Origin of the sequence: Paraburkholderia sp. BL23I1N1 (assembly GCF_003610295.1) — a bacterium.
Lineage (GTDB): Bacteria > Pseudomonadota > Gammaproteobacteria > Burkholderiales > Burkholderiaceae > Paraburkholderia.
Window position 1 is genome coordinate 842,917 of record NZ_RAPV01000001.1, and the last position, 13,737, is coordinate 856,653.

General features: G+C 62.3%; 13 protein-coding genes. 9 read left to right on the forward strand and 4 right to left on the reverse strand.

Annotated elements, in window-relative coordinates; all coding sequences use genetic code 11:
• Positions 1-45: 45 nt before the first annotated feature.
• Positions 46-846: an enoyl-CoA hydratase gene (locus B0G76_RS04040; protein ID WP_120290299.1), complete on the forward strand. Its 801-nt coding sequence runs from the start codon at positions 46-48 to the stop codon at positions 844-846.
• A 47-nt stretch (positions 847-893) separates the two neighbouring features.
• Here B0G76_RS04040 and B0G76_RS04045 read toward each other — a convergent pair whose 3' ends face one another.
• On the reverse strand, positions 894-1,853 hold the full coding sequence (locus tag B0G76_RS04045) for an alpha/beta hydrolase (RefSeq protein ID WP_120290301.1): 960 nt from the start codon (positions 1,851-1,853) through the stop codon (positions 894-896).
• Between the two features lie 251 nt (positions 1,854-2,104).
• On the opposite strand from B0G76_RS04045, the gene B0G76_RS04050 reads away from it, so the two are divergent.
• The 6 genes from B0G76_RS04050 (at position 2,105) to B0G76_RS04075 (ending at position 8,535) form a co-directional block, all read left to right on the forward strand.
• Positions 2,105-3,139 (forward strand): methionine ABC transporter ATP-binding protein, encoded by a 1,035-nt coding sequence (locus B0G76_RS04050; protein WP_120290303.1) that lies wholly within the window; start codon positions 2,105-2,107, stop codon positions 3,137-3,139.
• Positions 3,129-3,782 (forward strand): methionine ABC transporter permease, encoded by a 654-nt coding sequence (locus B0G76_RS04055; RefSeq protein ID WP_054037200.1) that lies wholly within the window; start codon positions 3,129-3,131, stop codon positions 3,780-3,782. The genes B0G76_RS04050 and B0G76_RS04055 overlap by 11 nt, the downstream gene beginning before the upstream one ends.
• Before the next feature lie 47 nt (positions 3,783-3,829).
• Positions 3,830-4,630 carry a MetQ/NlpA family ABC transporter substrate-binding protein gene (locus tag B0G76_RS04060; protein ID WP_120290305.1) on the forward strand — a complete coding sequence of 267 codons (801 nt, stop codon included), beginning with the start codon at positions 3,830-3,832 and terminating at the stop codon, positions 4,628-4,630.
• 263 nt (positions 4,631-4,893) lie between these two features.
• On the forward strand, positions 4,894-5,643 hold the full coding sequence (locus B0G76_RS04065) for an electron transfer flavoprotein subunit beta/FixA family protein (RefSeq protein WP_120290307.1): 750 nt from the start codon (positions 4,894-4,896) through the stop codon (positions 5,641-5,643).
• A gap of 61 nt (positions 5,644-5,704) precedes the next feature.
• Positions 5,705-6,640, forward strand: coding sequence for an electron transfer flavoprotein subunit alpha/FixB family protein (locus B0G76_RS04070; protein ID WP_120290308.1), 936 nt, complete (start codon positions 5,705-5,707; stop codon positions 6,638-6,640).
• Between the two features lie 104 nt (positions 6,641-6,744).
• Positions 6,745-8,535 carry an acyl-CoA dehydrogenase gene (locus tag B0G76_RS04075; protein ID WP_120290310.1) on the forward strand — a complete coding sequence of 597 codons (1,791 nt, stop codon included), beginning with the start codon at positions 6,745-6,747 and terminating at the stop codon, positions 8,533-8,535.
• Between the two features lie 165 nt (positions 8,536-8,700).
• On the opposite strand, the gene B0G76_RS04080 is transcribed toward B0G76_RS04075, so the two are convergent.
• Positions 8,701-9,987 carry a D-amino acid dehydrogenase gene (locus B0G76_RS04080; RefSeq protein WP_120290312.1) on the reverse strand — a complete coding sequence of 429 codons (1,287 nt, stop codon included), beginning with the start codon at positions 9,985-9,987 and terminating at the stop codon, positions 8,701-8,703.
• A gap of 160 nt (positions 9,988-10,147) precedes the next feature.
• Here B0G76_RS04080 and B0G76_RS04085 point away from each other — a divergent pair, with 160 nt between their 5' ends.
• Together B0G76_RS04085 and B0G76_RS04090 are read left to right on the forward strand one after the other, a co-directional pair.
• Positions 10,148-10,636 carry an Lrp/AsnC ligand binding domain-containing protein gene (locus B0G76_RS04085; RefSeq protein ID WP_035547518.1) on the forward strand — a complete coding sequence of 163 codons (489 nt, stop codon included), beginning with the start codon at positions 10,148-10,150 and terminating at the stop codon, positions 10,634-10,636.
• 94 nt (positions 10,637-10,730) lie between these two features.
• Complete coding sequence (locus B0G76_RS04090) at positions 10,731-11,876, forward strand: PA0069 family radical SAM protein (protein ID WP_120290314.1); 1,146 nt, start codon at positions 10,731-10,733, stop codon at positions 11,874-11,876.
• Positions 11,877-11,892: 16 nt separating this feature from the next.
• Here B0G76_RS04090 and B0G76_RS04095 read toward each other — a convergent pair whose 3' ends face one another.
• Together B0G76_RS04095 and B0G76_RS04100 are read right to left on the reverse strand one after the other, a co-directional pair.
• Positions 11,893-12,360 (reverse strand): NINE protein, encoded by a 468-nt coding sequence (locus B0G76_RS04095; protein ID WP_120290316.1) that lies wholly within the window; start codon positions 12,358-12,360, stop codon positions 11,893-11,895.
• Between the two features lie 114 nt (positions 12,361-12,474).
• A complete protein-coding gene (locus B0G76_RS04100) occupies positions 12,475-13,566 on the reverse strand; it encodes a sorbosone dehydrogenase family protein (RefSeq protein ID WP_259460801.1) in 1,092 nt (363 codons plus the stop codon).
• Between the last annotated feature and the right edge of the window lie 171 nt (positions 13,567-13,737).

Consider the following 13,737-nt stretch of genomic DNA (forward strand, 5'->3'; position numbering starts at 1 on the left):
TAGCGCGAACGCCGCGAACCGCACGAATTCAACGAGGAGCGAGCGATGAATGCCGAGGTGCGCAGTGCTTCGCTGGTCGAAATCGAACACGACGCTTACGGCGTGCCGGGCGTCGTCCGCTTGACGATGAACCGGCCCGACGCCTTCAACGCGCTCTCCGAAGCGCTGCTCGACGCGTTGCAGTCCACGCTCACGGCGCTGGCCGGGTCCAATGCGCGGGTGGTGGTGATCGCCGGCGCCGGCCGCGCTTTCTGCGCGGGGCACGATCTGAAGGAAATGCGCGCGGCGCCGTCGCTGGCGTACTACCAGGCCTTGTTCGCGCGCTGCACGAAACTGATGTTGACGATCCAGCGCTTGCCGCAACCGGTGATCGCACGCGTGCACGGCATCGCCACGGCGGCCGGCTGTCAGTTGGTCGCAATGTGCGATCTGGCCGTCGCCGCCGATACCGCGCGCTTTGCTGTCTCGGGTGTCAACCTCGGTCTCTTCTGCGCGACGCCTTCGGTGGCGCTGTCGCGCAATCTGTCGCGTAAGGCGGCGCTCGAAATGCTGCTCACCGGCGATTTCATCGACGCCGCGCAGGCGAAACAGCAAGGCGTCGTGAATCGCGTGGTTCCGGCGGACGCACTTGATGCGGAGGTCGCGCGTCTCGCGAAAAGCATCTGCGCGAAACCCGTCGAAGCAGTGAGCGCCGGCAAAGGCCTGTTCTATCGCCAGCTCGAAATGGGCATCGAAGCGGCATATCAGCTAGCCGGCCAGACCATGGCCTGCAACATGATGGACGACTCCGCGCTCGAAGGCGTGCAGGCGTTTATCGACAAACGCCCGCCCGACTGGAAGCGCTAACCTGACCCGACCGTTTGCTGCGTGGGCCGGTTTGGCGCCCGGGAGTGTCAAAGCCTGGGCTTCGACTGCATGCCGTCCGACGTCCGATACTCAGGCTTGGGCAGCCGCTTCTCGATCCAGTCGATCAAAGCGCCGATCACCCGATCCCGGTCGAGATCGTTCATCGTCTCGTGATAGCTGTCTTCGTGCATTGTGAGCGTCTTGTCCGGCGAACCCGCATGCGCGCCGAAATCGCGGCTGCCTTCGGGTTCGGTGAGCTTGTCAGCGGTGCCGTGATACACCAGCAGCGGTACGCGCAGCCCCGCGCGGTCGCGTTCGATGCGCGCCATCGCCAGTAACAACTCCGCGCCGGTACGCGCCGGGATTGCGCCGTGATGAACCAGCGGGTCGTTGCGATTGGCGTTCACCACGGGTTGAAGCCGCGACAGCAAAGCCGCGTCGATTTTCATCGCCGGGAAGGTCGGCCAGATGCGGCTGATCACCTGGCTCATCTTGAGCATCCAGCGCGGCACGTCACGGCCTGGCGCGAGCGCGGGGCTCGACAGGATCAGGCCGCTCAGCCGGCGCCCGCTCGTCTCCAACCGTTCGATCGCGTACAGCGCCGCGACCGCGCCGCCCATGCTGTGGCCCATCAGAAACAGCGGGGCGCAGCTTGTAGCCGCTTCGTCGAGCAAGGCCCGAGCGTCGAGCAGATAGTCGTCGAAGCGTTCCACCCACACGCGTTTGCCCGGCGCGTGCCCGTGTCCGCGCAAATCGATGGCGACGAGTTCAAGGCCGACCGGATTCAGCCGATCCGCCAGCGCCGCGTAACGCCCCGCGTGCTCCGCTAGCCCGTGCACCAGCGCGACCGTGCCGCGCAATGGCGCCGTGGCGGACCAGCGATACAACGGCAGTTCGACGCCGTCGCTCGTCGTGACTGTCGAGCGTAGCGCGGTGCCGCCGCCTTTCGGTGCGGCCACAGGCGCGGCCGCTGCGGGATGGACATTGCCGGGTCGAGTGGTTTCCATATCTGCCGTTTGTCCTCTACGTGTCCTGATTCTGAATCGCCCGATCATAGTCGCAGCGGGCGCGCACGCGCGAGCATCTGGCGCCGGGCGCGCCTCTAATGCTCTGTGGTTATGAAAAGATCGAAATTGATTATTAAAGGGAATGACAGTGCTGCGGTAGAATTGCGGGCTCAAATCCTAATAAAAGCAACGGCGGCCGCTTGTCGGGAGTGCACGGCGCTCGTTGGCAAACTCCGCCGTTTCGTTTTTCCATGATCGAAATACGCAATATCTCTCAGCGGTTCGCCGGGCCCCGGGGCTGGGTCGAGGCGCTGCACAACGTCAATCTGTCGATTCCGGCGGGCGAAGTGTTCGGCATCATCGGCCGCAGCGGCGCGGGCAAGAGTACGCTCGTGCGCACCCTCAACCTGCTGACGCGCCCGAGCGAAGGCAACATCGTCGTCGACGGCCGCGATCTGACGACGCTGCCCGCCGCGCAATTGCGCGAGGCGCGTCGCGAAATCGGCATGATCTTCCAGCACTTCAATTTGCTGTCGTCGCGCACGGTGTATGAAAACGTGGCGTTGCCGCTCGAACTCGCCGGCATGAAGCGCGATGAAATCGAGGCGAACGTGCTGCCGCTGCTCGAACTGGTCGGCCTGTCGGCGCAGAAAGATCGTTATCCGGCGCAGATCAGCGGCGGGCAGAAGCAGCGCGTCGGCATCGCCCGTGCGTTGGCGAGCAAGCCGAAGGTCCTGCTCTCCGATGAGGCAACTTCCGCGCTCGATCCCGAAACCACACGCGCGATTCTCGAACTGCTCAAGCGCATCAATCGCGAACTGAACCTGACCATCGTGCTGATCACGCACCAGATGGACGTGATCAAGCAGGTCTGCGACCGCGTCGCGGTGCTGGACGCGGGCCGTGTGGTCGAAGAGGGCAAGGTTATCGACGTGTTCCTGCAACCGCATCATGAGGTCACGCGCGCGCTGATCGGCGACGTGATCGCGCAGGAACTGCCGCCCGCAATGAAGGCGCGCGTGGCTGAACGCCTGAAGACCGGCCGTGGCCATTTGCTGCGCCTCGCGTTCACCGGCTCGGGTGTCGATCAGCCGATCCTGTCGGAAACGATTCGCCGCTACGAACTCGACTTCAATATCCTGCACGGCCAGATCGACGAGATTCAGGGGCAGGCATTCGGCTCGCTCGCGGTGCTCGCGGGCGGCGAACCGGCGAAGGTGGCAGAGGCGCTGACGTATCTGCGCGAACAGGGTGTGGTGGTCGAGGAGCTGTCGTATGTTGAGTGAAATGTTCGATATGTTCGTCCAGTCGTTCTGGGAAACGCTCGTGATGGTGGGCATCTCCGGACTGGTCGGCGCGGCGGTTGGGCTGCCGCTCGGCGTGCTGCTGTATCTCACGGATCGTCAAGGTGTGCTGCAGAACATCGCCGTGAATCGTGTGATGGGCGTGATCGTCAATGCCGTGCGCTCGACGCCGTTCATCATCTTGCTGGTCGCGGTGATTCCGTTCACGCGCCTCGTGGTGGGTTCGTCGATCGGCACGGCTGCGGCCGTGGTGCCGCTGACGATCGCCGCGGCGCCGTTTATCGCGCGTCTGGTCGAAACCGCGCTGCGCGAAGTCGATCGCGGTCTGATCGAAGCGGCGCAGGCAATGGGCGCAACCACGAGTCAGATCGTCTTCAAGGTGCTGTTACCGGAATCGCTGCCGGGCGTGGTCGCCGGATTGACGATTACCTTCGTGTCGCTGGTCGGTTATTCGGCGATGGCCGGTGCGATCGGCGGCGGTGGGCTCGGGGATCTGGGCATTCGCTACGGGTATCAGCGTTTCCTGCCGGAAGTGATGGTGACGGTCGTCGTGATTCTGATCGTCTTCGTGCAACTGGTGCAGTCGTTCGGGGATTGGCTCGTGCGTCGGTTGAGCCATAAATAAACAAGGGTCATCGGAACCCGCCAAGCAGAATCGAAAAAAGGTCCATCATGCAACGTCGTTTCATTCTCAAGCTGGCCGCCTCGCTTGGCGCCGCATCGCTGTTCGCCGCCGCCACGGCGGCTCACGCTGAAGACGCCATCAAGGTCGGTGTTACCGGCGGCCCGCACGCACAGATCATGGAAGTCGTGAAGACGGTTGCGGCAAAGAACGGTCTGAACATCAAGATCGTCGAATTCTCCGACTACGTGCAGCCGAACGCGGCGCTCGCCGGCGGCGACCTCGACGCAAACAGCTACCAGCACGACCCGTACTTGCAGGCTCAGGTGAAGGACCGCGGCTACAAGCTGATCCGCATCGCCGATACGGTCACGTACCCGATGGGCATCTACTCGAAGAAAGTGAAGACGCTGGCTGAATTGCAGCCGGGCGCGAAGATCGCGGTGCCGAACGATCCGACCAATGGCGGCCGTGCGCTCCTGTTGCTGCAAAAGCAGGGTCTGTTGAAGCTGCGCGCGGACGCGGGTCTCAAGGCAACACCGCTCGACATCGTCGACAACCCGAAGAAGCTGAAGATCGTCGAACTCGATGCCGCGCAAATCCCGCGTTCGCTGGGCGATGTGGACGCCGCCGCGATCAATACGAACTTTGCGATGGAAGCGGGCTTGAAGCCCAAGCAGGACGCCATTGCAATCGAAGACCCGAAGGGTCCGTACGTGAACATCATCGCAATCCGCGAAGCTGACAAGAACAAGCCGTGGGTTGCGAAGTTGGTCGCAGCGTATCATTCGCCGGAGGTGAAGCAGTTCGTCGAGAGCAAGTTCGGCGGGTCGGTGATTACCGCCTGGTGATTTGAGGGCCGGACTTTTGGCCGTTTTTCCCGACTGCAGGCATAACAAGTCACGACGGCAATGCAAAATTAGAGTCGTAAGTCTTAACCCGGGGTTGTCGCCCGGGTTTTTTCGAGATTAAAATAGAACGATCGTTCGATATTGCCGTCACGCCACTGAGGAGCGATATCCTCCTGCTAGAGCGCCCGCGACACGGCTGCTGCGAAAGGGCAGTCGTTATAATGTTCGTTGGGTTGACGTATTCGTAACTTTGGAGCGTGTGCATGAAAATCCTGGTGCCAGTCAAGAGAGTGGTCGATTACAACGTGAAAGTTCGAGTGAAGTCGGACGGCACGGGCGTCGACATCGCGAACGTGAAGATGTCGATGAATCCGTTCGACGAAATCGCGGTTGAAGAAGCCGTTCGTCTGCGGGAAGCGGGCGTGGCGACTGAAGTGATCGCCGTGTCGGCAGGCGTCACGCAATCGCAGGAAACGCTGCGCACGGCGCTGGCGATCGGCGCGGATCGCGCCATCCTGATCGAATCGAACGAAGACCTGCAGCCGCTGGCAGTTGCCAAACTGCTGAAGGCGCTGGTCGACAAGGAACAGCCGCAACTGGTCATCCTCGGCAAGCAGGCGATCGACGACGATTCGAACCAGACCGGCCAGATGCTGGCTGCGCTGGCGAATCTGCCGCAAGCCACGTTCGCCTCGAAGGTTGTCGTCGCTGACGGCAAGGCAACGGTGTCGCGCGAAGTGGACGGCGGTGCCGAAACACTGTCGCTGACGCTGCCGGCTGTGATCACGACCGACCTGCGCCTGAACGAGCCGCGCTATGTGACGCTGCCGAACATCATGAAGGCGAAGAAGAAGCCGCTGGAAGTCGTCAAGCCGGAAGACCTGGGTGTCGACGTCACGCCGCGCCTGAAGACGCTGAAGGTTGTCGAGCCGCCGAAGCGCTCCGCCGGTGTGAAGGTGCCGGACGTGAAGACGCTGGTCGAGAAGCTGAAGACCGAAGCCAAGGTGCTCTAAGGACATGGGACCAGAGTAAGCGCTAAAGCGCAAACTCTGGCCGACACAGGAGACGGACGAAATGACGAATCTGGTAATAGCTGAACACGATAACGCGTCGATCAAGGCCGCGACGTTGAACACGATTGCGGCTGCACAGAAGATCGGTGGCGATATTCACGTGCTGGTGGCGGGTCAGAACGCGCAAGCCGCAGTGGATGCGGCAGCGAAGATTGCAGGTGTTAGCAAAGTGCTGCTGGCCGACGCGCCGCAACTCGCAGCGGGCCTCGCAGAAAACGTCGAAGCGACGGTGCTGAACATTGCGAAGGACTACACGCACATCCTGGCGCCGGCAACCGCATACGGCAAGAACATTGCGCCGCGTATCGCCGCGAAGCTCGACGTCGCTCAGATCAGCGACATCACCGCTGTGGACAGCGCCGACACGTTCGAGCGTCCGATCTACGCAGGCAACGCGATCGCAACGGTGCAATCGGCTGACCCGATCAAGGTCATCACGGTCCGCACGACGGGCTTCGACCCGGTCGCAGCAGAAGGTGGCAGCGCAACGGTCGAGAAGATCGAAGCGGCAGCCGACAGCGGTCTGTCGCAATTCGTGAGCCGTGAAGTGACGAAGCTGGACCGTCCGGAGCTGACCTCGGCGAAGATCATCGTCTCGGGTGGCCGCGGTCTGGGCAACGGCGAGAACTACACCAAGGTTCTGGAACCGCTGGCGGACAAGCTGAACGCCGCACTGGGCGCCTCGCGCGCGGCAGTCGACGCGGGCTTCGTGCCGAACGACTATCAGGTCGGCCAGACCGGCAAGATTGTCGCGCCGCAACTGTACGTGGCGGTCGGCATCTCGGGTGCGATCCAGCATCTGGCCGGGATGAAGGACTCGAAGGTCATCGTCGCAATCAACAAAGACCCGGAAGCGCCGATTTTCAGCGTCGCCGATTATGGTCTGGTGGGCGATCTGTTCACGCTCGTGCCGGAACTCGTCAGCGAGCTCGGCTAAGCGCCGAAGCGCCGTAAAAAGGCGTCTGGCAGCACGCGAAAGGGCGCGGGACCTATCAAGTCCGGCGCCCTTTTTTTATCAAAAAAGGCAGGAGGAGAACTGACATGAGCTATACGGCGCCCATCAAGGACATGCTGTTCGTGATGAAAGAACTGGCCGGTCTCGAAGACATCGCGACGCTGCCGGACTTCGAAGACGCAAACCTCGACACGGCACAGGCCGTGCTCGAAGAGTCGGCGAAACTGTGCGGCGAAGTGCTGGCGCCGCTGAATGTCGAAGGCGATCGCAATCCGAGCAGCTGGAAAGATGGCGTGGTCACCGCAACGCCCGGTTTCAAGGACGCGTTCCGTCAGTTCTCCGAAGGTGGCTGGCAAGGCGTGCAACATCCGGTCGACTACGAAGGCCAGGGCCTGCCCAAGTTGATCGCCACACCGTGCGTCGAAATGCTCAACGCGTCGAACCTGTCGTTCGCACTGTGCCCGCTCTTGACTGACGGCGCGATCGAAGCGCTGCTGACCGCCGGCACCGAAGCACAGAAACAAACCTACGTGCCCAAGCTGATTTCCGGCGAGTGGACCGGCACGATGAATCTGACCGAGCCGCAAGCCGGCTCCGATCTCGCGCTGGTGCGCACGCGTGCAGAGCCGCAAGGTGACGGTTCGTTCAAAGTGTTCGGCACCAAGATTTTCATCACGTGGGGCGAGCACGACATGGCGAAGAACATCGCCCATCTCGTGCTGGCGCGCACGCCGAATGCACCGGAAGGCGTGAAGGGCATTTCGCTCTTCATCGTGCCGAAGTTTCTCGTCAATGAAGACGGCTCGCTCGGCGAGCGCAACGACGTGCATTGCGTCTCGATCGAGCACAAGCTCGGCATCAAGGCGAGCCCGACCGCAGTGTTGCAATTCGGCGACCACGGCGGCGCGATTGGTCATCTGATTGGCGAAGAAAATCGCGGCCTCGAATACATGTTCATCATGATGAACGCGGCGCGTTTCGCGGTGGGTATGCAGGGTGTTGCCATGTCGGATCGCGCGTATCAGAAGGCCGTCGCCTATGCGAAGGATCGCGTGCAAAGCCGTCCGGTGGATGGCTCGGCGAAGCAATCGGTGGCAATCATTCAGCACCCAGACGTGCGCCGCATGCTCGCAACGATGCGTGGCCTCACGGAAGCGTCGCGCGCGTTGGCGTATGTCGCCGCGGGGCACAGCGACATCGCGCATCGTCATCCCGACGCAGCATTGCGCGCCGAGCATCAGGCGATCTACGAATACCTGGTGCCGATCGTGAAGGGCTGGAGCACGGAACTGTCGATCGACGTAACGAGCCTCGGCGTGCAGGTGCACGGCGGCATGGGTTTCATCGAAGAAACCGGCGCTGCGCAGTATTACCGCGACGCGCGCATTCTGCCGATCTACGAAGGCACGACCGCGATTCAGGCCAACGACCTGATCGGCCGCAAGACTGTGCGCGACGGCGGCAAGGTCGCGAAGTCGCTGCTGGCCGGTGTGGCGGAAACGATCGAGGCGCTCGGCGCGCAACAAGGCGCTGCGTTCGAATCGATGAAGACGTATCTCGCGCAGGGTCATCGCTCGCTGAGCGCGGTGGTCGATTTTGTTGTCGCCAACACGAAGAACGATCCGAACGCGGTGTTCGCCGGCAGCGTGCCATATCTGAAGCTGGCGGGCGTTGTGCTGGGCGGTTGGCAGATGGCGCGTGCGTTGCTCGTGGCGGCTGAAAAGCAGGCCGACGACCCGTCGTTCTACGGCGCGAAGATCGCGACCGCGCAGTTTTACGCCGAGCATGTGCTGCCGCCGGCTTCGGCGCTGGAAGCATCGATTGTCAGCGCGAAGGGTGGGGAGGGCGTGCTGGCGTTGTCGGACGATCAGTTCTGATGTTGCACTTCTTCGCTCGAGCTATGTAGCGAAGGCTCGTGCGTAAAAAAACAAACGGCGCCCTATGTGGCGCCGTTTGTTTTTGTCAGGCCGGTTTGCCTGCGACGACGAACCGGCGTAACGACCTGCGAAGCGTTAAAGCGTTAATTCTTACGCACAAGCATCTTACGCATAAGCCGGGCGATGCGCACCGCCGGTCTCGCCGAGATAGCGATGCACCGACAGATCGTCCGCCTTGATCACGGGTTGCTTGCCCGACATGACGTCGGCCAGCAGTTGGCCCGAGCCGCACGACATCGTCCAGCCCAGCGTGCCGTGGCCTGTGTTCAGGAACAGGTTCGGCACGGGCGTGCGGCCGACGATCGGCGTGCCGTCCGGCGTCATCGGACGCAGGCCGGTCCAGAAGGTAGCCTTCGACGTATCGCCGCCGCCCGGGAACAGATCGTTCACGCACAGTTCCAGTGTTTCGCGGCGCGCCTGACGCAACGATTTGTCGAAGCCGACGATCTCCGCCATGCCGCCGACGCGAATCCGGTCGTCGAAGCGCGTGATCGCGATCTTGTAGGTTTCGTCGAGCACGGTCGAAATCGGCGCGGACGCTTCGTTGACGATCGGCGCGGTGATCGAATAGCCCTTGAGCGGGTAAACCGGAATCTTCACGAGGCCGGACAGGAATTTTGTCGAGTACGAACCGAGCGCGACGACAAACGAATCCGCGCGCACCAGTTCATCGCCGAATTGCACACCGGCAATGCGGTCGCCCGCCATAGCGAGTGCGTCGATCGGCGTGTTGTAGCGGAACTTGACGCCCAGTTGCTCGGCCAGCGCGGCGAGGCGCGTGGTGAACATCTGGCAGTCGCCGGTTTCGTCGCCCGGCAGGCGCAGACCGCCCGTCAGCCTGTGCGAGACCGCGGCGAGCGCCGGTTCGGCTTGCGCGAGTTCGGCCGGCGACAGCAGTTCATACGGCACGTTGGCTTCCTGCAGCACGGCGATGTCTTTCGCGGCGCCGTCGAACTGCTGTTGCGTGCGGAACACCTGCAGCGTGCCACCGGTGCGGCCTTCGTACTGGATGCCGGTTTCAGCGCGCAGCGCTTGCAGACAATCGCGGCTGTATTCGGCGAGGCGGACCATGCGGCCCTTGTTCACCGCATAACGCGCCGAGGTGCAGTTCTGCAGCATCTGCCACATCCATTGCAACTGGAATTGCGTGCCGTCGAGGCGGATCGCCAGCGGCGCGTGTTTCTGGAACATCCACTTGACGGCCTTCAGCGGCACGCCCGGCGCCGCCCATGGCGACGCGTAGCCCGGCGAGATCTGGCCGGCGTTGGCAAAGCTGGTTTCGAGTGCCGGGCCGGCCTCGCGGTCGATCACCGTGACTTCGTGACCGGCACGCGCCAGGTAATAAGCGCTCGTCACCCCGACGACGCCACTGCCCAAAACGACGACTCGCATAGCTGCTCCAGAGAAAGGTCTGAGGGCGGCGCGCTCGTCGATTCGTTGGAATTCGTTCGATTAACGAGGTGTAACGCAGTTCGCCCAGTGATAACCGCTATACTATTAACAGTCAGGCAGGTTTTGTTATTGTATTTTCAAGATTTTCAGCAAAAACACTATGCGTACACAGCGTCAACCGGTCCGGTCCCTCGACAAACTCGATCACAAGATCCTGCGGCTCCTGCAGCAGGACGGCCGGATGGCGATGAAAGACCTTGCCGAACAGGTGGGGCTGTCGGTTACGCCTTGCATCGAGCGCGTCAAGCGGATGGAGCGCGACGGCGTGATCACCGGCTATCACGCGCGGGTGAACCCGGCTGAGCTGGGCGCGGCGCTGCTGGTGTTCGTCGAGATCACGCTCGATCACAAAAGCGGCAACATGTTCGACCAGTTCCGCCGCGAGGTGCAGAAGATCCCCGAGGTGCTGGAGTGCCACCTCGTTTCCGGCGACTTCGACTATTTGATCAAGGCGCGCATCGGCGAAATGGCCGACTACCGCAAGCTGCTGGGGGATATCCTCTTGCAACTGCCCGGCGCGGTGCAGTCGAAAAGCTACGTGGTGATGGAAGAGATCAAGGAAACGCTGACGATCGCGGTTGGCGATTAGCTCGCGCGGGAGCCGCGCGGCTGGACTCGACAAACGGCGTAGATACTGTATATTTATACAGGTGTTTTGTGCTGTTTTTTTACGTGCTCCAGCCGTGACCGATTCCGATACTCACTCCGCTAACGAATTTCCGATTGCTCCGCCCACGCCTCGCAAGGGGCGCGGCGCGGTGACGAACTTGCAAGGCCGTTACGAAGTCGACCAGCGCGAAGTGGTGGACGACGGCTGGCTTTCGTCGCCTGAGGAAGACGGTGAGCCGAAAGTCTTGCGCACGCAGGTTTTCGAGGAGCGGGCCAAAACCATTCTCACGCGTAATGCGTCGCCAGATATTCCGTTCGGTGTGTCACTGAACCCGTATCGGGGCTGCGAACATGGCTGTATCTACTGCTTCGCGCGGCCTACGCATAGTTATCTGGGGCTGTCGCCCGGTCTCGACTTCGAAAGCCGTATCTACGCGAAGATCAATGCGCCGGAATTGCTCGAGCGCGAGTTGTCGAAGAAGTCCTATGTGCCCGAGCCCATCGCGCTGGGCGTCAACACCGACGCGTGGCAACCCGTCGAGCGCGATTTGCGGCTGACTCGGCGGGTGGTCGAAGTGCTCAGCGAGCGGGGCCATCCGTTCGCGGCGATCACCAAATCATCGCTGATCGAGCGCGATATCGATCTGCTTGCGCCCATGGCGGCGCGCGGGCAGTTTATGGCGGCCGTCACGATCACCACGCTGGACGCGGAAATCGCGCGCACGCTTGAGCCGCGCGCGGCTACGCCGTCGCGTCGATTGCGCACGATCCGTACCTTGAGCGAGGCGGGTATTCCGGTTGGCGTGAGCATCGCGCCGGTGATTCCGTTCGTCACCGAGCCGGACATGGAGCGCGTGCTGGAAGCCTGCGCAGAGGCCGGCGCATGCAATGCGAGCTACATCGTGCTGCGTTTGCCATGGGAAGTTGCGCCGCTATTCAAGGATTGGCTCGCGGCGCATTTTCCCGATCGCGCCGACCGGGTGATGAGTCGCGTGCGCGATATGCGGGGCGGGAAAGACTACGACTCGAACTTCTCCACGCGTATGAAGGGAGAAGGGTTGTGGGCAGACCTGCTGAAGCAGCGCTTCCAGAAGGCCACGCGTCGGCTCGGATTAAACCGGCGCGATCGCGGCATTCTCGATATGTCGCACTTTCGCCGGGTCGAGCCGGCGCGTGCTGAGCCGCCGCCAAGCGACAATCCGCAGTTGAGGCTTTTTTAGCGCGGCGCGCGGCAGCTCATTGCGACAGGGCTTTGGCGGCCTGGACCTGACCTTCGAAGTAAGTCTGGAACGAGATCGCAAGGCCCGTCATCAGCAGGAACGCACCGATCAGCAGCGAAAAGATCACGATGAAAATGACGGTCCATCCCGAGCGGCTTTTGCGCTGGTTTTGCGGGTTGAACTGAGCATCCCATTTTTCATCCGGACGCAGACCGTAGACGATCGCAGCCAGAAACGCGGAGAGCAGCGAAACGGCGCCGAAAAACGCGAGTACCCAACCGAGCATCGAGGCACGCTCGCTTGCCACCACCAGCATGGCGCCCGGAATGCCGATCAGCGTGCCGAGCAGATGAGCCCAGCCGTAAATGTCGCGCATGCCATACAGATAGAAGCGGTGAGCGCCGAGGCTCCCGAAGAAGAATGCCAGCGCGGCGGTAAGCGTCTTGGATCTGAAATGCGAGGAAGTCGAAGCAACGGTGGACATGTAGGCGAGGGCAAAGTGACGAGCGGTCGAAAGGAGCAGGGCGCAGGTGGGCGCGGATCGACGCGCATTCTACGCCCGCGGCGCGCTTACGGCTAAGGCTGCGGCGATGAGTAGCTACGGCGCTGAGTAGGTCACGCGGTAGACCGCGCCGGCGTAGTCGTCGCTGATCAGGAGCGAGCCATCAGGCAGCGGTTGGACGTCGGCTGGGCGGCCCCATACCGTTTCGCCCGGTTGGAGCCAGCCTTCGGCAAAGACTTCCTGGCGCGCGTTGCTGCCGTCAGGGTTGGTGATCACCCGCACGACGCGGTAACCGACCTTTTTGCTGCGATTCCACGAACCGTGTTCGGCGATGAAAATAGTGTCCCGATAGGCGGCCGGGAACATCGGGCCGTTGTAAAAGCGCATGCCGAGCGAGGCGACATGGGCGCCGAGTTTGACAACCGGCGGCGTGAAGGCGCTGCACGGATGATCTTTGCCGAACTCGGGGTCGGGCGTGTCGCCGCCATGGCAGTACGGAAAGCCGAAATCCATGCCGGCGCGCGGCGCGCGATTGAGTTTGTCGTCCGGTACGTCGTCGCCCATCAGGTCGCGGCCGTTGTCGGTGAACCAGAGTTCGTGCGTCACCGGGTGCCACGCGAAGCCGACCGTGTTGCGAATGCCGCGCGCCACGACCTCATAATGGCTGCCGTCCGGCTCCATGCGGCCGATCAGCCCGAAGCGGTCGCGGTCTTTCAGACAGACATTGCAGGGCGCGCCTTGCGGCACGTACAGTTTGCCGTCCGGCCCGAAAGCGATGAATTTCCAACCGTGGTGGGTTTCTGTCGGCAGTGTGTCGGTGATGACAACCGGTTTGGGCGGATCGTTCAGATGGGCATCGATCGCGTCGAAGCGTAGAATTTTCGACACTGCGGATACATATAGCGCGCCACCCTGCCACGCCACGCCCGCTGGCGTTTCCAATCCGGAGGCGATTACGTGGCGAGCCGTCACACGCCCATTCTGCAATTCGAGCGCGTAGACGTGGCCGTCGAGGCTGCCTATATAAAGAATGCCTTTCGGCGAGAGCACCATGGCCCGAGCGCTGGGTACCGCGTCCGACAGAACCTCGATATGGAAGCCCGGCGGCAGTTTGATGCGCTCGACCGGCAGTGCAGCCAGCGCCGGCAGGGCCGCGGCGGCGAGCAGCAACGTTGCACCGGCTCGCAGGGTCTGAACACGGAAGGCGCTCGACAAGCCCGCAAGTACCGAAAAGCCGGCGCATCGCCAAAAAGCGGCGAATGAAGCGGCAAATGAAGCGGAAAAAAACGCAGGCGGCGGCAGGAGTTTCACGGGCGTTCCGTCAGGTAATTCGGGCGTTTCGGCGTGGTCCGGGCCCCC